Below are 26,608 nucleotides of genomic sequence, written 5' to 3'. Positions count from 1 at the left end.
TTGCCCATTTCAGCCCCTGCGGACATAAAAAAGCTGCACAGCTTTCGCCGTGCAGCTTTAATATTACAATATACTAATTACTTAGTAGGATCAAGAGTTGAAACCTTCTTGAGGAGGTACTCCTGAATGCGGAGAGCATCGTTAGCAGTTACGCCGTCACCATGTGAAGCAACGTCTGCATTAGCAAGGCCCTTAGCTGTGATGTGCTTGTCATCAGAACCGTTGAGACCGTACTTGTTCGGGTTAGCAAGGTTCTGCATGATGAGAACTACGTCTGACATATCAACATCGCTGTCGCAGTTAGCATCGCCCCAGAGCTCAGCCTGAACGTCAGGGCTGCTTACTGTTGTAGTTGTTGTTACGCTTGTAGTTGTTGTGCTTGTTGTTGTAGTTGTTGTAGTTGTTGTAACGTCATCAGAATCAGGAAGTGGCTTAACCTCAGGATAGAGAAGTGCCATTGTACCGTAAGCAACGATAGCGTCACCAGCGTGCCAGAATCTGTGATACTGGAACTGGAAGTCCTTGATATCAACTGTTCCGTCGCCGTTGTTATCCTCGCCTTCGCCCTTGTCGTACTTCTGAGCCTTCTGCCACATCTCATCCTTCTCGTAGTTCTTACGGATAGATGAGAATGTTGCGTTGCTCTCGAGCTTAGAACCGTCAGGCATTGTTCCGCTGTATCCTGAAGGAATATAAACTTCCTCGTGGAATACTCTCTTGAGGCTTGGGTTGCTGTCTGTAAATGTGAGACCGATATCGTCACGACCCTGATTATACTGAGCAGAGAGGAGTCTGTTAGCAAGGTAGAGACCCTTTTCAGCAACAGATGTGCCTTCCTCAGAAGCGTACTTAGGATCTACGCCCTTAGCCTTTGCGTAGTAGATAAGTGTATTACAGAGTGAGGATACGCATCCAACGTCTCCCTGACCATAGCCGCCGATCTTGCAGGTGAGCTTCTGGTTAGCACTCTCGCTGTATGTACCTGTCCATGTATCAGGTGTGCAAGTATAGTCTGTATCGCTTGAACCCCAGTCAAGAGTTGAAGGGATACAATAGCTGTACTTATTGCCCTCTGCATCTACATAGTCGAAGTGAGTATTTTCCTCGAACCAATTGATCCATCTCTCAAGGAGCTTGTCAAGAGCCTCGTCGAGCTTGAGGCCGCCGTATGTCTGACCGCTCTTGTCACCATTCTTGGTTACATAGTAATAGAGCTCGCAGAGACGCTGTGTTGACCATACCTGGTTACCGATCCAGTGGTTTGAACCAGGATCTGCGTATACAGGATGTGGAACGTAAGCCATCTCATAGAATGTAGCGTGGCCTGAAGGATATGTCTCATAACGACCTCTCCAGCTGTTTGTACAACCACCAGCGAAAGGACCGTCCTTAGACTGGAGCCACTGATACATTTCGATCTGACGCTTGAGAGACTCCTTATAGTCTGTGTCAGCATCCTTAGCCTTCATACCGCTGTTGATGCCCTCATCATAGAGAAGAGCGTAAGCAGCGAGAGGATTCTGATAGAACTGATGTGAGTGTGAGCAGCCGATCTGCCAAGCCCAGTCATAGTTGCCGAGAGCTCCGCCCCAAGCTGTGTACCAAGCCATGAGATAGTGCTTGGAATCCATGCCTGCTGACTCAGATGTGAGCTTTGTATCCTTAGCGATAGCCTTGTAGTACTTATCGAACATATCGTTACGGCACTGGTCACCCATCTTACCTGCAAGACCTGAGATCTCGCCGCAGTCTACGCCGTTCTGGTTAGCGAAGTAGATAGCCTGGATAGCACGATCCTCAGCGTCAGGAGCGTTTGTGAATGAGTACTGCTTTGGTACCTTGCCGATACCGTTGAAGATAGCCTTGATACCGTTGCCGGCACTCTCGCTCGGGCTGTCCATACCGTACTTGAGTTCCTCAAGGCAAGGAGCCGGAACAGTCTCGAAACAAGACTCCTGCTCACCTCTCTGGAAGGTGTTGATAAATGTGAACTTACCGCTTCCGCCGAAACCATACCAGTCATCAACGTCAGCGAGCCAGTTCATGAGATAGTAACCGTTATCGCTGCCGTATGCAGACTTGAATGTATCGAACATTGGGTTGATAGCGTCAACGCCTGGCTGCTTTGAAGGATACTCACTTGGGAGGTCGCACTCTTCAGCTGTATCAGCCTTGAGTCTTGACTGCTTCCAGATTGTATCGTACTTAACATCTGTTCTGCCTGAAGCCTTTGACCAGCCAGGGATCATAGCCTCCATTGTGTTCCAAGCCTTCTTGATATCGCTTGCTGTGCCTGATCCTTCGAGAACATCATGCATAGCTGCCATCCAAACGATGTAAGACATAGCCTCAGAAGTTGTCTCGTGACCGTAGTCAGGAGCCTCAACGATGAAGGTCTCTACTGAATGGTAAGGGATTCCGAAGCCCGAACCGTTAGTCTGTGAGCTGAGATATCCGTTCTGAACACCGTTTGTAATAACGTCATCATAAAGTGATGAGAACATCTCTTTGTAAGAGCCGTTAGACTTTGCAGCCTCTGCTGTAGGAGCAGCTGATGCCATAGCGGGCATTACTGCTGAAGCAGACATTGCAGCAGCAAGAATGCCTGCTGCGAGAGCCTTATTCTTTTTGCTTATCATTGTTTTTTACCCCTCTCTGTAGTATAGGTTTAAAAAATGGTTAATTGCCCCCTGAAAGCTATGTTTCGGGGAGCGCATACGAAAATACTTCGTACACTGTGTGTATTTTCACGCAGACTACACACAATTCTCAAACTATTTTCAAGATAATTATAGCCCACCTTTAACTTTGTGTCAACAGTTTAGGTTGTTTTACCAATCTGCCCAAGTCATTTTTGTTGCAATGCACACAATAGCAAATCCATTTTTGTACATTTTGTCCACCCGAAAAATCCAAGCTTTTCCTGATTTATTAACACTTTATGAACAAATTCCGCACACAAACTTAAAGTCAAAACATTCATCTCAAACTCAATAATCTCTCACAAAATCCACACACTTCGGCTATAATATATACTTGCGGTTATGTGTCCGCACCATGCAAAGTCTTTGACCAATGTCACCGGAATTAACATTTTATTCATATTCTGTTAATCTCACGTTAATATTATTCTGCAATAATAAAGCAGTATGCTATACTGCACTATAGTATACTATTTTATATTAAACATTTGATTTTTAAGATCAGAAAGGAGCGCCTCATGATCACTATTGAAAATCTTACCAAGTATTACGGCAGCAACCGTGCTGTAAATCATATAAGCTTTACAATAAACGATAATGAGATCCTCGGTTTCCTCGGTCCCAACGGAGCGGGCAAATCGACAACCATGAACATGATAGCAGGCTATCTGCCCATGTCCGACGGAACTGTCAGCATCTACGGCGCTGACATAACCAAAGAGCCCCTTAAAGCCAAAAAGAACATCGGCTACCTCCCCGAGATACCTCCCGTGTATCCCGATATGAAGGTAAAGGAGTACCTCTCCTTCTGCGCAGGTCTGAAACAGGTCCCCAGAGGCGAGAGAAAGGACGAGATAGAGCGCGTTATGAAGCTTCTCAAGGTCAAGGACGTTGAGGGCAAGCTCATACGCAACCTTTCAAAGGGCTACAAGCAGCGCGCTGGCTTTGCGCAGGCACTTCTCGGCAACCCCAAGTTCCTTATCCTCGACGAGCCTACAGTCGGTCTCGATCCCAATCAGGTAGCAGAGGTCCGCGCTATCATCAAGGACCTGAAAAAGGAGCACTCTGTAATTTTCAGCTCCCATATCCTCAGCGAGGTAAGCGCAGTATGTGACCGCGTTGTCATCATCAACAAGGGCGATATCAGAGCTATCGACACTATCGAGAATCTCGAAAGATCCGTTTCGGCTTCTCTCACTCTCCACATCAAGGTCAAGGGCGACAGAACAAAGGCTGCTTCTGTTATCGAGATGACAAAGGGCGTCAAGGAGATAACCGCCATTGACGACGAGGGCAGCAGCATTTACGCATTCACAGTCCAGCTCGAGGGCGACTTCGATACCGCAAGAGACGCTATCATGGCTGAATGCATCAAGAACGGCGTAAGCATTCTCGAAATATATGCGGACAAGCCAAACCTCGAAAGCGTATTCATCGAGCTCATAAACCGTCCTGTCAAGAAGTCGGGACTTGAAGAGCTCCTTGAAGAGACTCCCGACGAGTCGGGCGAAGCAGAGGGCGAGTCCGATGAAAACTCAGAAGAAAAGGAGGAAGAATAACAATGTTTCCTATTTATAAAAAGGAGCTGCAATCCTTCTTCTACACTCCTTTCGCATATGCTATAGCAGCTCTTTTCCTGCTGCTTTTCGCACTTCCTATGGCAAACATGATAAGCGACCTCGGCAAAAACACCTCCGTCAGCGCCAACATGATGCCATTCTCATTTACCGAGATGTTCTATTCGGTAATACTTTACTTCATATTCCTGCTGCCTATCCTCACCATGAGGACATTCGCAGACGAGCGCAAGAACGGCACAGAGGTTCTGCTCATGACCTCTCCTGTCAGCGTAGCTAAGATAGTCATCGCAAAGTTCCTTGCAAACGTTACCGTATACCTCTTTATGATAGCAGGAACTCTTATCTTCCCTATCATCACAGCCATCAAGGGCGAGGTAGTAATCAGCCAGCTCATATGCGCATATATCGGCATTTTCTGCTGGGGACTCATGTACATAGCGCTGGGGATGCTCATATCCGCACTTACCGAAAGCTCCATTCTTGCAGCTATCATCGGCGAAGTCGTTATGTTCATGCTCCTCTTCATCGACGACTTTGCAAACTCAGGCTTCATGTCACAGTTTCCAAAGGCACAGTCAGTTCTCTACGCATTTGCGGCTCAGCCAAGATTTGCATACTTCTCCGAGGGCTTTGTCCGTCTTTCGGACCTTACCTTCTTCGCATCGGCAATAATCGTGCTTCTCGTATGGACATACATCGCCATAGAGAAAAGACGCTGGAACAGGGGGTAAGCTGCAATGAAAAAGAAAAAAATGAATCTTTCGGGCACTGTGGCTCTCGTAACAGCGCTCCTTGTACTGATAATATTCATACCCATAAATCTTATCGTAAGCTACTACGACAAGGGCTTCGATATGACGCCGTCAGGCAAATACACACTCAACGAAAAGACAGTACAGCTCCTTGACGAGACTGCCGACAAGCATATTGACATCTACTGTCTCTACGACCTTGAAGAATTCAAGCGCTCGGACAACTCCGAGTTCCTGCCTCTTTACCACACACTGAAGCAGCTGGAGCAGCGCGACAACATCACCCTCACCTGCTTCCTCCCCGACGAGAACGTAACTCTTTCAAAGGAACTGGATCCCGAGGGCTTGCTGGGCATCGAAAAGGGCGATACCTTCGTAAAGGCAAACGGCGTTATCAAAAAAATAAGCAGAAACAAAGTGTTCCAGACAGGTGCTGACGACACCAAGCAGTACGCAGGCGAGGAGCTCCTCGCAGCCGCTATCAAGACCTGTTCAAGCGGTTCCCTGCCTACAGTTTACTTCCTCACGGGTCACGGCGAGAAGTCTATCGAGACCAACCTTGCAGAGTTCTCTGCTCTTCTCAAAACAAACAACTACGACGTGCAGGAGCTTGACCTGGGCAAGGAGGGCGCAGTTCCCGACAACGCAAAGATAATCTACCTTGCAGGTCCTACTCAGGATATCACAGACAAGGAAAAGGACCTTCTCCTTGAATATTCCAACAACGGCGGCGCAATGTCATTCCTCCTCGATCCCTGCGACACAGAGGGACGCTTTACCAACATCGAGAAGATAATGGAGGAGTTCGGACTTGTCCTCGACTACAACATCGTCACCGAGACAACTCCTGCAAATATGCTTGACGATCCCGACCAGAACCAGAACGAGAATTATCTCCGCGTCGAGTATCCCGCAGGCTCACAGGTAAACACTGATTTCACTCAGGACCTTACCACAGACCTTAATATGCTCATCAGCAACGGCTCATTCTCCGCAGGCATCTCCTATCCGAGAAGCCTTACAGAGATACCAGATGACTCATTCCCGGGAGCTTCCTATATCGAGCGTTCTTCCATAATCAAGAACACAACAGGTCTTGAAGGCTCATACACAACAGTCAGCAAGGCAATGGGCGGCGACGATATAACCGCCAAGGAAGCAAACGAAAAGCTCAGCGGCATTTCTCTCGACTTCGGCTACTATTCATTCAACAAAAAATCAGGCGGAAAGCTTATAGTCATCGGCACTACAGCTCCTATCGACACGGTAAGATGTACTCCTACAGTGGATATACCTGCCGACAAGGTAAAGGCGGCAAGCACCAGCGGTACAAGAATGCTGATGATATTCAGCAACACATGGCTCTACGACAGCGAGATACAGTTCGGCGTAGGCAACAAGATAAACGCCTACGACTATATGTCATTCAAGGGCTCAGACGACGCTACAAAGACAATAGCCTCACTGTTTATCCTGCCTGTTGTCATCGCAGTCATCGGTCTTGCAGTATGGCTTAAAAGGAGAAATTCCTGATGAAAAAACCAATTATAGCACTTATCGCTTTAGTTATCGCGGCAGGCGGCTCCGTGGGAGCTTTCTTTGCCGTAAAGAACAAAAAGGATAAAGAAAATCAGCAGGCACAGGAAGTGATAGCCGAAAACGCACTTCTCAGCTTTAACGGCGACGCAGTCACACAGCTGACCTTTTCAAAGGGCGGCGAGAGCTATGTCTGCAAGCACGACGGCGACCTGTGGACTCTGGATTCGGGCGAATTTGCCGTTGACCAGACCTACTGCCAGCTCATATGCACCTACACATCAACGCTTGAAGCCGCTGAAAACTACGGCGAGATAACCGACGAAAAGCTCAAGATGTACGGTCTTGACGAGCCGGATATCCTTGAGATAACCGAGCCAAAGGGCACTCACACTCTCCGCATAGGAGATATGAGCCCTACAGGCAATTACTACTACATCACCGTTGACGGCAGAAACAATGTCTATGCTGTCGAGGCTATGCAGGGAAGCGTGCTCAAGCTTGACAGGCTCCTTATCAAGAACAAGGAGCTCCTGCCCTATACGCTTTATGACTTAAAGGAGGTCACCACCTATAAGGACGGCGAAGTCCTCTGCGACCTCACTTATGACGAGAAAAGCCAGAAATGGTCGCTCCCGAGCGAGTATTCCGAGGTGGAGCTCGACCAGACTAAGGTAACAGCAGAGTTCAATAACATAGTCCGCCTCGAAGCCGAGGACATGATGGACGAAAAGCTTGACGACCTCACCAAGTATGGCTTTGACAAGCCCTACGGCGAAGCAGTTGTAAAGGGACTTGACGGCACAGAGCGAAAGATCCTTGTAAGCGTCGACGAGAAAGATCCAAAATACTGCTATGTGCTTATCGACGGCGAGCAGGTGGAAAAGTACTATACACAGGATATGCACTTCACACAGCTTCTCCCCTATGACTTCATATCGCAGAATTACATCGCCGCAAGGAACTACAGCACAGAGAGCTTAAAGCTGAAATACGGCAATATAGATATCAGCGCAGAGCTTGATATGGAGAATAACAAGTGCACCGTGAACGGCAAGGAAGTTGATCTCAATACCAACGAGAATTACGTTGCATTTGACAACTTCTTCAATTCAATGTCCATTTACAAGTATACAGGCATGGACATAAAGGCAAAGCCCCAGCTCAAGGAGCCGGAACTCACAGCAGAATTCAAGCTTGACGAGGGCGGCACCTTAAAGATGGAGCTTGTCAAAGGCGAGGATACAAGCTATTACGTATTCCGCAACGGCAAATATACAGGAGCTTACGTTGACGAATCAATGCTCAAAGGAAGAAATTCACTGAGCGAATTCTTCATAAAGTTCCAGAAGCTTGCAGGACTTGAATAAAGTAAAAAACCAGCACCATTAGCAAGGGCGTGATAAAGAAATTTATCACGCCCTCTAAAATAATAAAGAAGAAAGAATAATGAATAAAGAATAATATTGGTATCGCCTTTCGGCGATATTATTTTTAATATGTCCGTGAAGCGGACAACATGATTTTTATTTCTTATTTATTCCCTATTCTTTATTATTTCAGAAAAGGCCGTAAAGAAGCTTAAAGCTTATTTACGGCTTTTTCGCATTTGGTGCTGTTTTTTTTTACTTATATGGTCTTTTGCGGTGTGCTATTGCCGCGTACTTCCGCTTAGTTGCAAGGCCGCCGCGGATATGGCGCTCCTGCTTGTTAATTTCAAGTATATCCTTTACACGGGCATACAGCTCGGGATCTTCGGTACGAAGCCGCTCACTGACGTCCTTATGTACGGTGCTTTTCGAGATACCGAAATGATTTGCCGCGGCACGGACCGTGGTCTTGTTCTCGGTAATAAATCTCCCAAGCATGACCGCCCGCCCCTCTTGCTGGAGCTTCAAGCTCATCACCTCTTTTCATAACATTTATTAATGTATATGTTATGAAAAAGGTGATTATTATCAGCATTCAGCTGTAGGGACGGTCAATGGTCGTCCTCCGCTTATTTTACGAAATAATATATCAATCCGTAAACCGTGGCAGCAGAACAGCCGAACAGTATAACAGGTCCTGCTATCGTGAATATCTTTGCTCCGACACCGAGAACGAGCCCCTCGGAACGCGCTTCTATGGCTGACGAGCTAATAGCATTTGAGAAGCCCGTTATCGGCACGAGAGTTCCTGCGCCTGCGTGCTTTGCAAGCTTTGAATACCAGCCGAAGCCCGTGCAGACTGCACTTAATCCGACAAGTATTATAGAAGTCCATGTACCTGCTTCCGTACGGTCAAGACCGTATCCTTCCAGCACAGCGAGTATTATCTGCCCGAGAGCACAGATAGCTCCGCCGACTAAAAATGCAGTCGTGATATTCACCTTATAATTTGATTTGGGAGAAGCCTGCCGTGTCATATCACCGTAAAGCTCAGGGGTTATTTTCATAATATCAGCTCCTTTTACGGTATTATCTGCGGCTTTATGAAAAATATGCATAAAAAACGGACTGCCAAGGGGAGCCCCCTTTGGCGGAATCGCAGGTTACCAAATATGAGCCGTTACTTTACGGCTCGGTAGCCCGCTTTTTCCGTTAAGGGGAGCAGCCTAAAGGCAGCCCTTACATATTTTTTTGTGCCGTAAGCGATGTACGATTATCGGCATTGATAAGAGTGAGCGAGCTTGCGAGCGTCAACGTGGCAAGGGTGCAGCGTCACGCTGCCAAAAAAAATGCAGGGCATAAAGCCCTGCTTGTCTTAGATAAACAGATAAAAATAAATATGTGTAGAACAAAAGAAAGGAGACAACAAAACGAGTGTTAATAATTAAAGATTATTTAACACTGTAGTTATTATACCTTATTTCTGACTTTCCGTCAAGTAAAATCACCAACTTTTGTCAATATGCACAACTTTTGCCGTTCTTTCTATCGCATATTTCATAAGAATCCTTTCAAAAATGCTGACAGCTGTATATCTTTTCGGACCTCCGTCGCTGCATATGCCGCCTATTTCCCTAAATATAGGTAAATTCTCCAAAAACATCCCTGATATTTTTCTAACAATTCCGCAAAAAAAGTGTTTACAAAAATCTCGATATGTGGTATAATATTTCACAGTAGTTATATGTGGTTTACGTTATCATTCGCTAACCACTTCTATAACCTAATTATTATAATATTTAGGAGGTCATTCCTATGGCAATCACAAGAAAAATGAAAACAATGGACGGTAATAATGCCGCTGCATATGTTTCTTATGCCTTCACGGAAGTTGCCGGTATCTACCCGATCACACCTTCCAGCCCAATGGCAGACTATGTTGATCAGTGGTCCGCTCAGGGTGTCAAGAACATTTTCGGCACTACCGTTAAGGTTGAGGAGATGCAGTCCGAAGCCGGTGCAGCAGGTACTGTTCACGGTTCTCTGAACGCTGGTGCTCTTACCACAACCTATACTGCTTCTCAGGGACTTCTCCTCATGATCCCGAATATGTACAAGATCGCAGGTGAGCTGCTTCCTTGCGTATTCCACGTTTCTGCTCGCTGCGTTGCTTCTCACGCACTGAACATCTTCGGTGACCACTCTGACGTTTATGCTTGCCGTCAGACAGGTTTCGCAATGCTCGCTGAGACAAACCCACAGGAAGTTATGGATCTTGCTGCTGTTGCACATCTCGCTTCCATCAAGAGCCGTGTTCCTTTCATCAACTTCTTCGACGGTTTCCGTACATCACACGAGATCCAGAAGATCGCTGTATGGGATTACGAGGATCTCAAGGAAATGTGCGATATGGATTCTGTTAAGGCATTCCGTGAACGTGCTCTTAATCCTGAGAATCCTACAATGCGCGGTTCTCACGAAAACGGAGATATCTTCTTCCAGCACCGTGAGGCTTGCAACTCCTACTACAATGCTGTTCCCGGTATCGTTGAGGAGTACATGAACAAGGTAAACGAAAAGCTCGGTACAGACTACAAGCTCTTCAACTACTACGGTGCTGCTGATGCAGAGCGCGTGATCGTTGCAATGGGTTCTATCTGCGACGTTGCTGAAGAAGTTATCGACTACCTCAACAAGAAGGGCGAGAAGGTCGGTATCGTTAAGGTTCGCCTGTTCCGTCCATTCTCTGCTGAGAAGCTCGTTGAGGCAATCCCTGCATCTGCAAAGGCAATCGCTGTACTCGACAGAACAAAGGAGCCTGGTTCTCTCGGTGAGCCTCTCTACCTCGATGTTGTTGCAGCTCTTAATGCTACAGGCAGAACAGGTATCAAGGTGATCGGCGGCCGTTACGGTCTCGGTTCAAAGGATACTCCTCCTGCATCTGTATTCGCTGTATATGCTGAGCTCGCTAAGGCTGATCCTAAGCCACAGTTCACACTCGGTATCGTTGATGATGTTACAAACCTCTCACTTGCTGAGGAAGATGCTCCTAACACAGCAGCAGAAGGCACGATCGAGTGCAAGTTCTGGGGACTCGGCGGCGACGGTACTGTTGGCGCTAACAAGGACTCTATCAAGATCATCGGCGACCACACTGACAAGTACGTTCAGGCTTACTTCCAGTATGACTCAAAGAAGACCGGCGGTATCACAATCTCACACCTCCGTTTTGGCGATAAGCCAATCAAGAGCCCTTACTACATCAACAAGGCTGACTTTGTTGCCTGTCACAATCCTTCCTACATACTCAAGGGTTACAAGATGGTCAACGATGTAAAGCCCGGCGGTGTATTCCTTATCAACTGCCAGTGGAAGCCTGAGGAGCTCGATCAGCACCTCACAGCTGATACAAAGCAGTATATCGCAAAGAACAATATCCAGCTCTATCTGGTTAACGCTATAGACCTTGCACAGGAGATCGGTCTTGGCAAGCGTACAAATACAATTCTCCAGTCTGCATTCTTCTCACTTTCAAAGGTTCTTCCTGAGGCTGAGGCAATCGGCTACATGAAGGAGAAGGCTCAGAAGTTCATGAAGAAGGGTATCGAGATCGTTCAGATGAACGAGAAGGCTATCGACGCAGGCGCAAATGCTTACGTTAAGGTAGATGTTCCTGCTGAGTGGGCAAATGCTGTTGATAATTCCGCACCTGCTAAGCTCGAGGGCCCAGAGAAGCTCGTCAAGATGGTTGACGGCATCATGAACCCTGTAGGCAAGATGCTCGGTGATACTCTCCCTGTTTCTGCATTCTCAGATCACGTTGACGGTACATTCGAGCAGGGTGCTTCCGCATACGAGAAGCGCGGCGTAGCTGTTATGGTTCCTGAGTGGAATCAGGATACTTGTGCAAAGTGTAACAAGTGTTCATTTGTCTGCCCACACGCAACTATCCGTCCATTCGCTCTGACAGACGCTGAGGTTGCTGCTGCTCCTGAGAACATCAAGATCGCTCCTAAGCCGATCGTAAAGAGCGAGTACAAGTACACTCTCGCTGTTTCCGCTATGGACTGTATGGGATGCGGCGTATGTATCGGTGTCTGCCCAACTAAGTCACTCAAGATGGTTCCAAGAGAGTCACAGGAGCCACAGCAGGCAGTATTCGATTACTGTGTTGCTAAGGTTACAGAGAAGACAGATGTAGCAACTGACGCTACTGTTATCTCCAGCCAGTACAAGAAGCCGCTCCTCGAATTCTCAGGTTCATGCGCAGGCTGTGCTGAGACTTCTTATGCAAGACTCATCACTCAGCTCTTCGGTTCAAGAATGTACATCTCCAACGCAACAGGATGTTCTTCGATCTGGGGCGGTCCTGCTGCTACATCACCATACACTGTTGATGCAAACGGCCACGGTCCTGCATGGGCAAACTCACTGTTCGAGGACAACGCTGAGCACGGTCTCGGTATGTATCTCGGTCAGAAGGCTATCCGTGAGAGACTCATCGAGGAAGTAAAGGAAATCGCTGCAAGCGACAAGGCATCTGCTGAGATCAAGGCTGCTGCTGATGAGTATCTCGCAACAGTAAACGACGGTGCTAAGAATACAGCTGCAACAGCTGCACTCGTTGCTGAGCTCGAGAAGTGCGACTGCAAGTGCGATAAGAAGGCTGATATCCTTGAGAACAAGAACTACCTCTCCAAGAAGTCCGTATGGATCTTCGGCGGCGACGGTTGGGCTTATGATATCGGATTCGGCGGTCTCGACCACGTTCTCGCTACAGGTGAAGATGTAAACATCATGGTATTCGATACTGAGGTTTACTCAAATACAGGCGGACAGGCTTCCAAGTCCTCTAACATTGGTCAGGTTGCACAGTTCGCAGCAGCTGGTAAGGCAATCGCTAAGAAGCGTCTTGCTGATATCGCTATGAGCTACGGCTACATCTATGTTGCACAGATCGCTATGGGTGCTGATATGAACCAGACACTCAAGGCAATCAAGGAAGCTGAGGCTTATCCGGGCCCATCACTCATCATCGGCTATGCACCTTGTGAGATGCACTCTATCAAGGGCGGTATGACTAACTGTCAGGCTGAGATGGAGAAGGCTGTTAAGTGCGGTTACTGGAACAACTTCCGTTACGATCCTCGTCTCGCTGCTGAGGGCAAGAACCCATTCCAGCTCGATTCCAAGGCTCCAACAGAGTCATATCAGGACTTCATCATGAACGAGGCTCGTTACAGCGCACTCACACGTTCATTCCCAGACCGTGCTAAGGAGCTCTTCGCGAAGGCTGAGAAGACTGCTGCTAATCGTTACGAGTACCTCACAAAGCTCGCTGAGAAGTAAGCAGCGTGACGCTCTTCGTTGAAGATTGATTAAACGGAATATTTCCGCTTGAAAACTAACGTGCACATACGAATATAAAAATCACTCCCCGATACGAACAGGTATCGGGGAGTTTTTGTTTCACATCTTCTTATTATAATAAGACTTCACAATACTTTTTATAAGCCATGTGCTGTAACAGCATATTCCCAAAACTTTTCCCGCACCGTTGTCGGAGAAAAGCGTAATAATTACGAATCCTATATAAAGACCTGCCATTACAATGTTCAAAGTCACATTAGATGATCTTGCCTCGATAACGAGGTTCCTTTCGTCGGTGCTGCGTATATACTCTTTCTTAAGCTTATTTTCATCGCCGAGCGTCACTGTGCTGCTTAAAATGCCTGCAAACGAAGCAAGAAACAAAATGCCGAATATACCGCCGAAGCTTCGTCTGAGTTCAACGTCCATGCCGAACAATACCCTGCCAAATACGAAAAATGTTCCTATCCCTGCGAAAGAGACGATAAGTACAAGCAGATATAAAACAGATCTCTTCTTTAATTTTTTCCTATATTCTTCCATAATTATCCTCCTTATAAATACTCGGTATTCACATCTTCTTATTGTAATAAGCCGTAACCGCAAAATAAACGATAAGAATAAACATCATACAGCAGGTAAGAACAATGCTTACTGTCATGCTGATGAATCTGAACACAATAGAAGCTATCAGCATACTTGCAAGAATAATAAAGAATGAGGTTTTTGATGCTTGGAGCAGAATCTGTTTTTTTCTTTCGTCAACGCTGTTGATGTACATTTCTTTCAATAGCTTTTCGTTCTTGAGCGCTTTCCTGTTTCTGTGTATATTAATCACCGAAATAGCTATCATAGCAGCAAAAAATCCGACTGTACCATTGCCGTCACGATGATTCGGACTAAATACAACGACAAGAACTGCTCCTATTATCGAAAGAACTATAAAAAGCCAGTAAATGAAGTTACTTGTAACAAGTTGTTTTTTAAACTTTTCCATAATTATCCTCCTTAAAGGTTCTCCTCTCCCTCGAATATGAACAGCTCCTCGATAGTAACGCCGAAGAACTGCGCCGCCTTGTGGGCGAGAGTGAGGGACGCATTGTATTTTCCGTTTTCCAGTGATATTATAGTCTGCCGCGTGACGCTGAGGGCGTCGGCAAGCTCCTGCTGTGTGACCTTTCGGGCTTTCCGCAGCTCCTGTATTTTATTCTTCATGTTTATTCTCCTTTTCAGCCCTGTCTCTGCAAACGCTGAAAACTGCTATGGCTGTAGCCAATGTCACCCACGGCAAAGCCGCCTCTATGAAATCGTGTATATTTTCAATCATGATGGCTCCTCCTTTTGATGTAAAGCAAACTTTACTTCTTCTGTGATTATAGTATAGCACGCTTTACATTTTCTGTCAAGTCAGCTTTACATATTTTTATATTTTAACATAAAAGAGCTCCACGTCATAAAACGTGAAGCTCTTTTTTCGGACGCCGAAACGACGTCCCCTACACTACTTTCTAATTTCTAATCTCTAATCACTAACAACTTTCATTTGCTCTTTATACTGTATCCTCTTGACGATATACAGCACCTGCCAGAATATCATCAGCGGAAAAACAGGAATAATCAGTCCGAATATAATGACTGCATACCATATCACGACCTCAAGCAAAGTCTCGGAAACGCCGCGGAACACTGAACGTATCAGAATTGCCGCAAAGGGAACAAATGACAGTATAAAGCTCCACATATAGAGCTTTGATATGGGCTTTTTGCCTGCTTCTGCCCGTTTTCTCAGCCGCCATGAGACCAGAACGGCAATTATGCCGAAAAGAGCTCCGAAGCCAAATAACCACGGCATGACTACATCAATACTATCAAATAATCCCAGCCCCTTATCAAGCACAAGTACCCTGTACAGCAGAAACGCTGCGGATAATACGGCACAGCCGCCAAATATGCCCAGTAAATACTTTTCATACTTTTTCATAAGCTCAGATCCTTTCGGGATTTGAACGCGGATAGTGTCATTTTGATTCGCGGACTGCCAAAGGCAGCCCCTACAATTTTTATGTGGGACGCCGCGTCCCCTGCTGCTTTCTACTCACTTTTAGAAGCCGCCGCTTTCTTAGCCTTATGCCGTGTTACGAGGAATATTATCTGCCAGATGATACACAGTGGCAGTACAGGCAGGATAAGTATACCGCCGAAGATAACAGCTAACATAAAGCCGTCAATACCATAGTAACTCGACCACAAAAAATTCACACCTGTCACAGCACCGTACAGTCCGTAGAGCAGAAGCAGTACAACAGGCAAAAAGGATATTGCGAACCATATCTTGTCAGCCTTTGTTATCCTGACCTCGCTCCTTTTCTTTCTCTTTATGATAGCGTGAACGATAAACACCGTTATCATGCCTATCACGGACAATGCGAATAAAGCTCCGTACAGAGTAATAAGCTCTGATTTAAAATATCTCATCATTCCACTTCCGAAGCCGTATCGCATTCCCTTGCGTATACATTGCATAAAATACGGTATCGTTCCTACTCCGAAAACGCCTATCAGAATCTTCTCGACCTTATTCATAAGCTCAGCTCCTTTCAGAAATTCTCTTTTTCCTCAGCTTTATACACAATGCTATGAATCTGACCTGCACTATAACTGCCATTGGTATAGCAGGTATCACCGTAAGCAGTAACGTTGTTATCAGAAAAGTCTCAGAGAATGCCTCCCAGCCGTGTTTTTCGCGGAATATCATTCCTCCGCCTGTACCGTTGACTGCTGCATCTATGGACCAGTAAAAGCAGAGCATTATGGGAATAAACGAAAGCACAAATAGAATGCTCAGCCAGACAGGCACTCTGTCTCTTTCCTTACTGCCGATAAAATGTGATATTATTACACCGAAGCCCATACTGAGCCCTATGGTAAACAGAATACGCAAGCTCCATGCAAATATCAGTGAAGCAGTACCGATCACTGTCATCACCGCTGAAACAATAAGCAATACTTTCATTGACTTTTTCATAGTCACTCCCCCTTTTCTGATATTATGATACCATAATGAAGGCGAGGTTTTAAAGTGTCATTTGTCACTTTTTCAGTGACATTTGTCACTAAAAAATCCGCATCTGTGAAAGCTCACAAATGCGGATAATAGTTTTTGTATAAAACGCAGAACCTGAAAATTATTTTTCTGAAATTCAACGTGTTCGCGTTGAAAAAACGCGGTTTGGGGAGTATATATGAGGGGACATTTTTTAAGCACTTCTTATAAGGGAACGCCTTCACTTGCAAGGCGACACTAATCGTGTCCGGCACCCTCTGTCCTTCGGACACCTCCCTACACTGTAGGGAGTCACCCTCTCAAAAAACAGTCCACCGGACTGTTTTTTGATTCACCCTTTGCGAAGCGCTTTGTAACTGCGGGGCTTTGCCCCACACCCCACCAGAGGCGCCGCCTCTGGACTCTGCCAAAGGAACACAGTCCCTTTGGAATCCCTTTCATAGAAAGCCCAAAATAGCTGTTATTTTATCCCCCAGATATTCTCCGCATAATCTGCGATTGTTCTGTCGGAGCTGAACTTGCCTGCGCTGCACATATTGAGCCACTGCTTACGTGCAAAGCCTATTCTGTCGCTGCTGTAGTCGTTTATGCAGCGCAGCTTAGTCTCAACGTAGTCCCTGATATCACCGAGGAGGTAATAATGGTCGGGAGCGTGCCAGCTTGCACCGTCAAGGAGAGCCATGTAAAGCTCGCGGAAATCACCGCTGCCGCCGTCGGAAACAGTACCGTCGATAAGTGAGGACACTACCCTGCGTATCATATCGTCAGAGGAGAATATACTGCGGCTGTCGTACTCGGGGACAATCTTCTCCAGGTCCTCAACACGGGCGCCGAAGATGTAGTTGTTATCCTCTCCAGCCTCCTGCACTATCTCGATGTTAGCGCCGTCGTAGGTTCCGAGAGTTACCGCGCCGTTGAGCATGAGCTTCATATTGCCTGTGCCGCTTGCCTCAGTGCCTGCGGTAGATATCTGCTCGGAAACATCAGCCGCCGCAACCAGCTTCTCGGCGTAGGAAACATTATAATTCTGCACGAACACGACCTTGATAAGGTCACGGGTGTCCTTGTCCTCGGAAACTATCCTGCCCACCTCATTGATGAACTTGATAATAGCCTTTGCACGGCGGTATCCGGGAGCAGATTTAGCTCCGAAAATAAATGTTGTAGGCTTGAAATTCTGTATACTGCCGTCCTTGATACCGTAGTATATCCACAGTATGGAGAACGCATTGAGAAGCTGTCTCTTGTACTCGTGAAGGCGCTTTATCTGGATGTCGAAAACGGAGTTTTCGTCGATATCAACGCCGTCGTGAGCCTTTATGAAGTCCGCAAGCTGTTTTTTCTTGCCCTGCTTGATGTCTATGAAGCGGCGAAGCACGTTCTCATCGTCGGCATATTTGGAAAGCTCTTTCAGCTTGTCAAGGTCGTTTATCCAGTCGTCACCGCCAAGAAGCTCGCTGATATACGCAGACAGTTCCCTGTTGCAGAGCGCTATCCAGCGGCGCTGAGTAATGCCGTTGGTCTCGTTGCGGAAACGCTCGGGACAAAGGCTGAACCAGTCCGCAAGAACAGTGTCCTTGAGTATCTGAGTGTGTATCTCGGCAACACCGTTGATATGACTTGAAGCATAGCAAGCCATGTCCGCCATATGGATAAGGTCGCCCTTGATTATCTTGATACGGTCTATCTTGGAGCGCTCCACACCCTTTGCGTACATTTCCGCCATAAGAGCCTCGTTTATCTGAATGATTATAGCGTAGATACGGGGCAGAAGCTCCTCAACAAGATCGGTGCGCCACTTTTCAAGAGCCTCCTGCATAACGGTGTGGTTGGTGTAGTTGAATATCCTCTTAGCCATTTCAAGGGCTTTCTCAAAGCTGTAGCCCTCGTTGTCCACAAGCTGTCTGATAAGCTCGGGGATAGAGATAACAGGGTGAGTATCATTGAGCTGGACAGAGATATAGTCCGCAAGATTATCGAGAGTGCCGAAGCGAGCCTTGTGCTTTCTGATTATATCCGTCAGCGAAGCACAGCTGAAGAAATACTGCTGTTTCAGACGGAGCTTCTTGCCCTCGTCGGTATCGTCGTTAGGATAGAGCACACGGGAGATATCCTCGGCATATATCTTCTCCTTAGAAGCTTCGAGGTAGTCCTGCTTGTTGAAAACGTCGAAGTCGAACTCCTTGACGGGCTCAGCCTGCCAGAGTCGCAGAGTACCCACATTTTCGGTACGGAAACCGAATACAGGCATATCATAGGGCACAGCCTTTACGGTCTGACCGCTGTACTCGATGAGGACAGTGTCCTCGTCACAGCGCACCGACCACGGATCGCCGTATTTCGTCCAGTCGTCGATGTCCTCACGCTGGAATCCGTCAACGATTGACTGCTTGAAAAGTCCGTACTTGTAGCGTATACCGTAGCCGTCAAGGGGCAGGCTCAGAGTTGCGGCACTGTCAAGGAAACAAGCCGCAAGTCTGCCGAGACCGCCGTTTCCAAGAGCGGCGTCCTCTATTTCTTCAAGGTCAGCAAGGTCAATGCCGAGCTCCTTGAAAGCCTCGTCCGCCTCGTCGTAAATGCCAAGGACGAGCAGGTTATTGTACACTGCACGTCCAACGAGGAACTCCATAGAGAGATAAGCCGCACGGCGCTTTGAAAGGTGCTCCTGACGGGCATTGTCCCAGCGGTCAGCAAACATCTCCATAACGGTCTTGCCCAGCGCGTCGTGAAGCTGCTGGGTTGTTGCAGATTTTATATCCTTCGGAAGTCTTCCTGTAAATTTCTCCATAAACAATTTCTTATCCATATTCCCTTACTCCTATTCTTGAAGTTGAGAGTTTAGAGTTGAGAATTGAGAGTTGCAGTGTTCGCTTACGCGAACAGATTAAAAAAATTCAGATACGTGACCGACAGGTCACACCCTTAACTCTCAACTCTCCACTTTCAACTCTCAACTGTTTATCGGTTATACAATCTGTTCAGCTTACGTATCTTCTTCGCAAGCTCGGGGGTTAAGTCCGATTTCTGTACGCGGAACTGCCAGTTGCCGCCCAGCGTCGAGGGCGTATTCATTCTGCCCTCCTTGGGACTGTCAAGGAAGTCCTGAATCTGCGCCGCAGCCACCTCCGCAACGCTTCCCCAAGCCGCACGGACAACCGCCATGGGGATATCCTTTTTCTTCTTGACGTTAAGGTATTTCATGGCGAATTTCAGGGACTTCTTGTCCAAGGTCTCCACCCAGCCGTTGAGAGTCTCGTTGTCGTGAGTGCCCGTATATGCGAAATAATTCGTACTGCTGAAATTATGTGGCAGATACTCGTTCTTGCCGTCCGAGAAGCCGAATTGCAGGACTTTCATACCCGGATAACCGCATTTGTCCAGCATTTCCCTTACCTCGGGAGTTATAAAGCCTAAATCCTCGGCAATGATATTCAGCCTGCCCAGCTTTTCCTCGGCAAGCCTGAAAAGCTCATAATTCGGACCTTTCTTCCACTCGCCTATGGTAGCGTCCTCGTTGCCGAAGGGAATGGTGTAGTAGCTCTCAAAGCCGCGGAAGTGGTCGATACGGACTATATCATAGAGCTCCGTTGCGGCTCTGATACGGTCTATCCACCATTCATAGCCCGTCTTTTTGTGGTAGCTCCAGTTATACAGCGGATTGCCCCAGAGCTGTCCCAGCGGTGAGAAGTCATCAGGTGGGCAGCCTGCCACAGCCGTAGGTCTGCGCTTTCTGTCGAACTGGAAAAGTCTCGGTGACGACCACGCCTCAACGCTGTCCAGAGCGCAGTATATCGGGATATCACCGATTATCTCTATGCCGTTGTCGTTGGCGTACTTTTTCAGCTCTGACCACTGACGGCTGAACTCGAACTGTATGAACTTATGGAAGCCGATATCATTTTTCAGCTCTTTTTTTGCTGCGGAAACAGCCTTTGCCTTGTGCATGGACAGCTCCTCGTCCCATTCATACCACGGCTTGCCGCCGTTTTTGAACTTCAGCGCCATGAACAGTGCATACTCGTCCAGCCACTTTTTATTCTCCTCGCAGAACTTTTTATACTCGGGAAATTTTGCAGGCTTGAAGCGTCCGTAGGCGATTTTCAGCACCTCATAGCAGTGCTGGTACAGCAGGCTGTAGTCCACGGATTTTGGGTCGTTTCCCCATTCAAACGAGGCGAACTCATGGTGCTCCAGAAGTCCGTCACCCTCCAGCACTTCAAAGTCGATGAAGTAGGGATTGCCCGCCTTTACCGAAAAGGACTGGTAGGGCGAATCGCCGTAGCTCGTAGGCGAAAGGGGCAGTATCTGCCAGCACTTGACCTCAGCGGACTTCAAAAAATCCACGAACTCAAATGCCGCCCGTCCCATCTGACCTATGCCGTATTCCGACGGCAGGCTGGATATGTGCATAAGTATACAGCTTTTCCGCATATTTATTCAACTCCTTTTTCTGAATATTCAAAATAAAAATGGTAATAATATGAATATATATTTTTTTGAGGTGATACCATGAAGCTATCACAGCTTTTGTTTTCTTTCCTTATGGGCTACTTCTGCTACAGCCTTGTAGAGATAGTCCTCCGCGGCTACACCCACTGGACAATGTGCCTGACAGGGGGATTTGTAATGACTATCCTCTATGCCATAAACAGCCGCCGAACTATGACTCTTATGAAAAGCTGCGCTCTCGGCTCGCTTTTCATAACAATGACAGAACTTGCCGTAGGCATATTCGATAACATTATTATGCACTGGAACGTCTGGGATTACTCCAATATGCCCTTTAATTTTCTGGGGCAGATATGCATACCCTTTTCGGCGTTCTGGTTCGTGCTGTGTATCCCTGCAAGGCTCATATGCAAGCACATACGGACTCGCTTCTGTAACAAAAAGGCTGTTCCGATTGCCTCAGAACAGCCCATGTGATCAATAGTTCTTGTTAGAATCAGCATTGAAGAAGTTATTGCTGCTTTCTGTATAATAATCGTTTGCTTCAAGGGACATGAAGTCCTCGTCCTCGATATCGGGAAGTCTTGCGCCGCAGCGTCCGCAGAACTGGAAGCGTTCATTGACCTCAGCGTCGCACTTGGGGCATATCTTGTAGCCTCTTATGCCGTTGAGCTCATATCTCATCTTCTTTATTCTTCTGCGTCTTGTATCTATATCGTCGCAAAGTACTTTAAGAGCCGCAGGATCATCTCCCGGATTCTTGTAATATCTCTTTCCGATATCAGTAAATATCTCCACTATACGCTCTTCCTCATAAAGGATCTTCCTCTTGAGGTTATTGGCTTCGGAGATATTCTTAGCCTTTTCAGACACACCCCTGCTTGCGTCATTAAATTTATCGAGAATACCCATTTTCCATCACTCCTGTCGAATATTTTCTCGCTAAATATCGTATTATAATTATACAACATCAACGGGAATTATGTCAAGCGTTTTTAATATTTTTTCAAAACAGGTTCTCTTTTTGTGCAAATTTTACATTTCAGCAATATCATTTTCGGTAAGCTGAATAATACCGCCCCTGTTGAGCGCTTCAGAAGCCTGAGCGTTGTCGTCAACACGGATAACGAAGGATACAGCCCTGTCTGAGGTACCGAGGAACGAGTACATATACTCAACATTTACATTGTCCTGACCGAGTACGTCCAGCACACGGCTGAGCTGTCCCGGTGTATCAGGAATGGAAATTGCCAGCACCTCTGTTACATTTACTGCGTATGATGCCGCTCTCAGTATATCCACTGTCTTTTCGGTATCATTGGCAATGAGCCTGATTATTCCGAAATCAGCAGTATCAGCAAGACTGAGGGCTCTCAGGTTGATACCCTTCTCCTTGATTATCCTCATAACGCCTGCCGCCTGATTTGGCATATTATCTACAAAAACTGAGATCTGTCTTACGTTTGACATACGACGATCCTCCTTTTAGATTGTTTCGGCGGCTGACCGCAAAGCCCCTAACAGCTGTAAATGCCTTGCGTCCTCCCCTGCGCAGATACAGGGAAGGACAGCAATATCTTTACGATAAGCCCTGCCGACTGAAGAAGAAGCTATTACTTCTTGTCGATATCCTCATACATAACGAGAACAGAGTGCTCGTCAACGTACTCGTTTACGTGAGTCTGTGCGTCATGGCAAAGACCTGCTGATGTGCTGTACTTGATATCGATGACCTTTACAGTCTGGATAAACTGATTGAGCTCGTTCTCAAAAGCTGCAAATCTCTGATACTTCTCCTGCTCCGGCATATAATTTGTGGAAAATAATTTGATTTTCATAAATGAAACCTCCTTAAAATGATTAAAGATATTTTTATTCAACAGACTGCTTCGGCGGTCTGCTTTTAACTTAGTCGTGAAGCTTGCGCTTGTCGATGACTCTTACAGCCTTGCCATCGCTTCTTGCGATAGACTTAGGCGATACAAGGTGAACCTTGGGGTTGATTCCCAGCATGGTCTTAATAGCAACAGCAAGGTCTCTCTCCTGCTTCTGCATATCCTTTACCTTGTCCGAGAACTGGTCGGGGTTCATCTCAACGTTGATATCGAGGGTATCCGTGTTGTTTACGCGGTCGACCTCGATAAGGTAGTTAGGCGAATAGCCCTGCTCGATGAGAACAGTCTCTATCTGCGACGGGAATACGTTTACTCCGCGGATAATCATCATATCATCGCTTCTGCCCATAGGCTTAGCCATTTTTACGAGAGTACGTCCGCATGAGCACTTGCCCCTTGTGAGCTTGCAGAGGTCGCGTGTACGATAGCGAAGAAGCGGGAATGCCTCCTTGGTTATGCTTGTGAACACAAGCTCGCCTACCTCGCCCTCGGGGAGTACCTCTCCTGTCTCGGGATCGATTATCTCGGGGATAAAGTTGTCCTCGTTGATGTGCATACCCTTCTGCTCAGAGCACTCGAATGCAACGCCGGGACCGCTGGACTCTGTAAGTCCGAAGATGTCGTAAGCCTTGATACCCAGTGACTGCTCGATACTGCGGCGCATTTCCTCAGTCCACGGCTCGGCGCCGAAGATACCTGCCTTGAGGTTAAGATCGTCGGGAGTAAGTCCCATATCGCGGACAGTTTCGCCGAGATATGCCGCATATGACGGAGTACAGCAAAGTATAGTCGCATTGAGGTCGCGCATGAACTGTATCTGACGCTCTGTATTGCCTGAGCTCATAGGCAGGGTAAGACAGCCTACCTTGTGTGAGCCGCCGTGGAGTCCCATACCGCCTGTGAACAGACCGTAGCCGTATGCTACCTGAACTACGTCCTCGTTAGTGCCGCCTGCGGCAGTGATAGCTCTCGCACAGCAGTCCTCCCACATATCAACGTCGTTCTGAGTATAGAAAGCAACGACGCGCTTGCCTGTGGTACCGCTGGTGGAGTGTATCCTTACACATTCGCTGAGTGGCTTTGCAAGGAGTCCATAGGGATATGCCTCACGAAGATCAGCCTTGCTGAGGAACGGCAGCTTGTGAAGATCGTCAGTCCCCTTGATGTCCTCGGGCTTTACGCCTTTTTCGTCCATGAGATCGCGGTAATACTTAACGTTTTCATAAACGTGCTTTACCTGTGCCACGAGGCGCTTGTCCTGAAGCTTTTTCATTTCCTCACGGGGCATACATTCGATCTCTTTGTTCCAATACTTTTCCATTGGACTTCTACTCCTTATTTATGGATTTATTATGTTATGATATGATGTTCGTGTGCATGGACGGATATTATCCGCCCGAATAATCGTCCGATATCTTTGTGTAGGGGCTGATGCCCACATCAGCCCGATATAATAAACTCGTGCCAGCGGGGCGATGCAGGCATCGCCCCCCTGCAATCGGTCATTTATATTTATTTCGCAACTTGCGGGACGCCGAGGGCGGCGTCCCCTACATCGTTCTTAGTTCTTAGCTCTATTACTTAGCTGCTTTGCCGAGCTCAAAAGCCTTCTTGTTGAGGTCGAGGAACTTAGGAGGTACGCACTGCTCCAGTGCCTTCTGCCAGAGCTCGTCAGGATAGTCCATGCGTGAAGCAAGAACGCCCATGAGAACTACGTTTGAAGCCTTTGCCGTACCAGCCTGCTCAGCCAGTGACAGTGCGTCAACTGCAACAAGCTCTGCACCTGCTGCCTTGAGCTTCTCAACGAGATTCTCGGGATACTTTGCAGCACCTGTGATAACAGGCATAGGATCTATCTGCTGTGTAGATGTGATAAGCTTGCCGCCCTTTTTAAGGTAAGGGAGACATCTTGCTGCTTCGAGAAGCTCGAAGGAGATAACTGCGTCTGCCTCGCCCTTTTCAATAACAGGTGAATATACCTTATCGCCGTACTTTACGTATGTAACAACAGAGCCGCCGCGCTGCGACATTCCGTGTACCTCGCTTACCTTTACGTCATAGCCCTGTGCAAGAAGCACATTGCCGAGAAGTCTTGAAGCGAGAAGCGAACCCTGTCCGCCGACGCCGACTATCATAATTGATTTAGTTTCCATTTTATATTACTCCTTAGTTGATTATTGAATTAATACTTGCTGCCGCCGCCGAATTTAGCAAACGAGCCAAAGCAGCCCAATACAGCAAATCCAAGATTTTCGAGGAATGAAAGGAAGAACCTGCCTTTCAGTTCAAAACGCGAAAGAAGATCGCTGAAATGCGACGAACACTCAGAGAATGATGGCTCGTCAACGCCATATATCAGCTTATAGAGGCTGTTTAAATCGCTTTCGGAAAGCTCAGAATCCGCAAGCATAGATTTGCCCGCAGACATTCCCTCTTTAATGGCGTCCGATATATTCATTACCCACGAGGTCCTGACAGCGATATATATACCGAGAAGCATTACAGCTCCGCATATGATAAGTCCGATCTTAGTATCCAGCTCATTATCCTTTGTCATAAAGGTATAGCCTGCAAAGATACCTATAGCCATTACCGCTCCGCAGATCGAAGCTATAAAGCCCAGCTTTGCAACAAAAATAACGAGAATAACTCCCGGGATAGCGCCTACAGCTGCTCCGAGAAAAGCTTTCAGCGCAGGTATCAGCTTTGAATCACTGCCGCCGAAGTCGTTATATGTATAAGCCGCTGTACTGCCGTAGCCCGATGACGAGCTGTCATAGCCCGAGCTGCCGCTCATGTAGGGATCGCTGTAGTTGCTCTGCGAACTGCCATAATCATTGGAGCGCTGTCCATAGCTGTTCTGAGAAGCACCGTAGCCCGTGGACTGCTGTCCGTAGCTGTTCTGCGAAGTACCGTAGCCCGTGGACTGTTGTCCGTAGCTGTTCTGCGAAGCGCCGTAGCCAGTAGGCTGCTGTCCGTAGCTGTTCTGCGAAGCACCATAGCCCGTGGACTGTTGTCCGTAGCTGTTCTGCGAAGCGCCGTAGCCCGTAGGCTGCTGTCCGTAGTTGTTCTGCGAAGCGCCGTAGCCAGTAGGCTGCTGTCCGTAGTTGTTCTGCGAAGCGCCGTAGCCAGTAGGCTGCTGAACAGAGTTATTCTGAGGCTGCAAAGCGGCTTCTGCCTGCTTTGCCAGCTCGTTCATATTACTTATGTCGTCCATTCCGCCGCTGCTGCCGACTCCTGTCATAAGATCGTCCATTTCTCATATACTCCCTAAATAAATAATCAAATGATCTCAAGCTCTCCGTCAACGAAGCCTATGGCAACTGCCCCTGCTCCGCTGAGAATACCTGAGTATTTACCGTTTCTGAGGTATTCCTCTATCATTTCCTTTATGAGCTCCTGTGCGTGAGCCCAGCTCGTGTCTTCCTCGTCGGAGGTATCAACTGTGAAGATATTCTCCTCACTGCTCCAGACCTCCTCGCAAGCCCATTCACCGTCCTTGTCCTCGGGATCGTACTCTCCTGCGGCAATAATCTGAACGCCGCAGATGTGCTCCTCGTCGGACTCCTCATAGAGGTTGAAGCAGAACGCCTTTGTTTCCTCGGGCATTTCATTGTTTTCGAGGATATCGTCCAGCCAGTGGGCGAACTCCTCATATATCGGCAACTGTATCATCTTTTTTCCTCTTTGTTTTCTTAAATCTGAAAAATTCAAGCTTTCCGCACCTCGGGCACTCATAGATGCTTGTTGTAAGCGCTCCAGAAAAGAGATTGTCAATATCTCCTATAATAAAGCCTGTGCGTCCCAGTTGTATACGCTTTGTTCCTTTGCATTCCATAAGTATATTGCAATATGGACAGCTTATCTTTCTGATTTTCATAATTATACCC

Annotated in this window: 26 protein-coding genes; 6 read left to right on the top strand and 20 right to left on the bottom strand. The window is 47.3% G+C overall.

What is annotated here, in order from left to right; genetic code table 11:
* Nucleotides 1–77 precede the first annotated feature (77 nt).
* Nucleotides 78–2,639, bottom strand: coding sequence for a glycoside hydrolase family 48 protein (locus T497_RS16960; RefSeq protein ID WP_051530684.1), 2,562 nt, complete (start codon nucleotides 2,637–2,639; stop codon nucleotides 78–80).
* A 581-nt stretch (nucleotides 2,640–3,220) separates the two neighbouring features.
* Here T497_RS16960 and T497_RS0113565 point away from each other — a divergent pair.
* Genes T497_RS0113565 through T497_RS0113550 form a run of 4 tightly spaced genes read left to right on the top strand, consistent with a single transcriptional unit; the run spans nucleotide 3,221 to nucleotide 7,940 of the window.
* Nucleotides 3,221–4,261 (top strand): ABC transporter ATP-binding protein, encoded by a 1,041-nt coding sequence (locus tag T497_RS0113565; protein WP_028516083.1) that lies wholly within the window; start codon nucleotides 3,221–3,223, stop codon nucleotides 4,259–4,261.
* A gap of 2 nt (nucleotides 4,262–4,263) precedes the next feature.
* Nucleotides 4,264–5,013 carry an ABC transporter permease gene (locus T497_RS0113560; protein ID WP_028516082.1) on the top strand — a complete coding sequence of 250 codons (750 nt, stop codon included), beginning with the start codon at nucleotides 4,264–4,266 and terminating at the stop codon, nucleotides 5,011–5,013.
* Nucleotides 5,014–5,019: 6 nt separating this feature from the next.
* Complete coding sequence (locus tag T497_RS0113555; RefSeq protein WP_028516081.1) at nucleotides 5,020–6,567, top strand: Gldg family protein; 1,548 nt, start codon at nucleotides 5,020–5,022, stop codon at nucleotides 6,565–6,567.
* A complete protein-coding gene (locus T497_RS0113550) occupies nucleotides 6,567–7,940 on the top strand; it encodes a DUF4340 domain-containing protein (RefSeq protein ID WP_028516080.1) in 1,374 nt (457 codons plus the stop codon). The genes T497_RS0113555 and T497_RS0113550 overlap by 1 nt, the downstream gene beginning before the upstream one ends.
* A gap of 255 nt (nucleotides 7,941–8,195) precedes the next feature.
* On the opposite strand, the gene T497_RS0113545 is transcribed toward T497_RS0113550, so the two are convergent.
* Nucleotides 8,196–8,474, bottom strand: a complete 279-nt coding sequence (locus T497_RS0113545) for a sporulation transcriptional regulator SpoIIID (RefSeq protein WP_347491744.1) — start codon at nucleotides 8,472–8,474, stop codon at nucleotides 8,196–8,198.
* A gap of 95 nt (nucleotides 8,475–8,569) precedes the next feature.
* On the bottom strand, nucleotides 8,570–9,007 hold the full coding sequence (locus T497_RS0113540; RefSeq protein WP_028516078.1) for a SpoVA/SpoVAEb family sporulation membrane protein: 438 nt from the start codon (nucleotides 9,005–9,007) through the stop codon (nucleotides 8,570–8,572).
* Nucleotides 9,008–9,761: 754 nt separating this feature from the next.
* On the opposite strand from T497_RS0113540, the gene nifJ reads away from it, so the two are divergent.
* The gene (gene nifJ, locus T497_RS0113535) at nucleotides 9,762–13,289 is read left to right on the top strand and encodes a pyruvate:ferredoxin (flavodoxin) oxidoreductase (RefSeq protein WP_028516077.1); all 3,528 of its coding nucleotides are present in this window, start codon (nucleotides 9,762–9,764) and stop codon (nucleotides 13,287–13,289) included.
* Between the two features lie 120 nt (nucleotides 13,290–13,409).
* Here the strand turns inward: nifJ and T497_RS0113530 are convergent, their stop codons facing one another.
* The 9 genes from T497_RS0113530 to malQ form a co-directional block, all read right to left on the bottom strand.
* On the bottom strand, nucleotides 13,410–13,853 hold the full coding sequence (locus T497_RS0113530; protein WP_028516076.1) for a hypothetical protein: 444 nt from the start codon (nucleotides 13,851–13,853) through the stop codon (nucleotides 13,410–13,412).
* A gap of 28 nt (nucleotides 13,854–13,881) precedes the next feature.
* On the bottom strand, nucleotides 13,882–14,307 hold the full coding sequence (locus T497_RS0113525) for a hypothetical protein (RefSeq protein WP_028516075.1): 426 nt from the start codon (nucleotides 14,305–14,307) through the stop codon (nucleotides 13,882–13,884).
* Nucleotides 14,308–14,318: 11 nt separating this feature from the next.
* Nucleotides 14,319–14,525 carry a helix-turn-helix transcriptional regulator gene (locus T497_RS0113520; RefSeq protein WP_028516074.1) on the bottom strand — a complete coding sequence of 69 codons (207 nt, stop codon included), beginning with the start codon at nucleotides 14,523–14,525 and terminating at the stop codon, nucleotides 14,319–14,321.
* Complete coding sequence (locus T497_RS18970; RefSeq protein ID WP_278244746.1) at nucleotides 14,515–14,637, bottom strand: hypothetical protein; 123 nt, start codon at nucleotides 14,635–14,637, stop codon at nucleotides 14,515–14,517. Before T497_RS18970 ends, T497_RS0113520 begins: the two co-directional genes overlap by 11 nt.
* 195 nt (nucleotides 14,638–14,832) lie before the next feature.
* Complete coding sequence (locus T497_RS0113510; protein WP_028516073.1) at nucleotides 14,833–15,291, bottom strand: hypothetical protein; 459 nt, start codon at nucleotides 15,289–15,291, stop codon at nucleotides 14,833–14,835.
* A gap of 110 nt (nucleotides 15,292–15,401) precedes the next feature.
* Entirely contained in the window at nucleotides 15,402–15,893 is a 492-nt protein-coding gene (locus T497_RS0113505; protein WP_028516072.1) for a hypothetical protein, read from the bottom strand.
* 4 nt (nucleotides 15,894–15,897) lie between these two features.
* Nucleotides 15,898–16,335: a hypothetical protein gene (locus T497_RS0113500; protein WP_028516071.1), complete on the bottom strand. Its 438-nt coding sequence runs from the start codon at nucleotides 16,333–16,335 to the stop codon at nucleotides 15,898–15,900.
* Nucleotides 16,336–16,834: 499 nt separating this feature from the next.
* The gene (locus tag T497_RS0113495) at nucleotides 16,835–19,180 is read right to left on the bottom strand and encodes a glycogen/starch/alpha-glucan phosphorylase (protein WP_028516070.1); all 2,346 of its coding nucleotides are present in this window, start codon (nucleotides 19,178–19,180) and stop codon (nucleotides 16,835–16,837) included.
* Between the two features lie 152 nt (nucleotides 19,181–19,332).
* A complete protein-coding gene (gene malQ, locus T497_RS0113490; protein WP_028516069.1) occupies nucleotides 19,333–20,805 on the bottom strand; it encodes a 4-alpha-glucanotransferase in 1,473 nt (490 codons plus the stop codon).
* Nucleotides 20,806–20,883: 78 nt separating this feature from the next.
* Here malQ and T497_RS0113485 point away from each other — a divergent pair, with 78 nt between their 5' ends.
* On the top strand, nucleotides 20,884–21,300 hold the full coding sequence (locus T497_RS0113485) for a putative ABC transporter permease (protein ID WP_037325217.1): 417 nt from the start codon (nucleotides 20,884–20,886) through the stop codon (nucleotides 21,298–21,300).
* Here the strand turns inward: T497_RS0113485 and T497_RS0113480 are convergent, their stop codons facing one another.
* The 8 genes from T497_RS0113480 to T497_RS0113445 form a co-directional block, all read right to left on the bottom strand.
* Nucleotides 21,301–21,735, bottom strand: a complete 435-nt coding sequence (locus T497_RS0113480; RefSeq protein WP_028516067.1) for a zinc ribbon domain-containing protein — start codon at nucleotides 21,733–21,735, stop codon at nucleotides 21,301–21,303.
* A 123-nt stretch (nucleotides 21,736–21,858) separates the two neighbouring features.
* Nucleotides 21,859–22,293 (bottom strand): amino acid-binding protein, encoded by a 435-nt coding sequence (locus T497_RS0113475; RefSeq protein WP_028516066.1) that lies wholly within the window; start codon nucleotides 22,291–22,293, stop codon nucleotides 21,859–21,861.
* A gap of 143 nt (nucleotides 22,294–22,436) precedes the next feature.
* Entirely contained in the window at nucleotides 22,437–22,661 is a 225-nt protein-coding gene (locus T497_RS0113470) for a hypothetical protein (protein ID WP_028516065.1), read from the bottom strand.
* Between the two features lie 70 nt (nucleotides 22,662–22,731).
* The gene (locus T497_RS0113465) at nucleotides 22,732–24,039 is read right to left on the bottom strand and encodes a phenylacetate--CoA ligase family protein (protein WP_028516064.1); all 1,308 of its coding nucleotides are present in this window, start codon (nucleotides 24,037–24,039) and stop codon (nucleotides 22,732–22,734) included.
* Between the two features lie 256 nt (nucleotides 24,040–24,295).
* Nucleotides 24,296–24,871, bottom strand: coding sequence for an indolepyruvate oxidoreductase subunit beta (locus tag T497_RS0113460; RefSeq protein ID WP_028516063.1), 576 nt, complete (start codon nucleotides 24,869–24,871; stop codon nucleotides 24,296–24,298).
* A 29-nt stretch (nucleotides 24,872–24,900) separates the two neighbouring features.
* Entirely contained in the window at nucleotides 24,901–25,974 is a 1,074-nt protein-coding gene (locus T497_RS17765; protein ID WP_028516062.1) for a hypothetical protein, read from the bottom strand.
* A 26-nt stretch (nucleotides 25,975–26,000) separates the two neighbouring features.
* Nucleotides 26,001–26,393: a hypothetical protein gene (locus T497_RS0113450; RefSeq protein WP_028516061.1), complete on the bottom strand. Its 393-nt coding sequence runs from the start codon at nucleotides 26,391–26,393 to the stop codon at nucleotides 26,001–26,003.
* Nucleotides 26,371–26,598: a hypothetical protein gene (locus T497_RS0113445; protein WP_028516060.1), complete on the bottom strand. Its 228-nt coding sequence runs from the start codon at nucleotides 26,596–26,598 to the stop codon at nucleotides 26,371–26,373. Before T497_RS0113445 ends, T497_RS0113450 begins: the two co-directional genes overlap by 23 nt.
* Between the last annotated feature and the right edge of the window lie 10 nt (nucleotides 26,599–26,608).

Origin of the sequence: Ruminococcus flavefaciens MA2007, assembly GCF_000621845.1 — a bacterium.
GTDB lineage: Bacteria > Bacillota > Clostridia > Oscillospirales > Ruminococcaceae > Ruminococcus > Ruminococcus flavefaciens_E.
The sequence above is the reverse complement of the archived record's forward strand: the minus strand, read 5'-3'. Positions and strand labels throughout refer to the sequence as shown.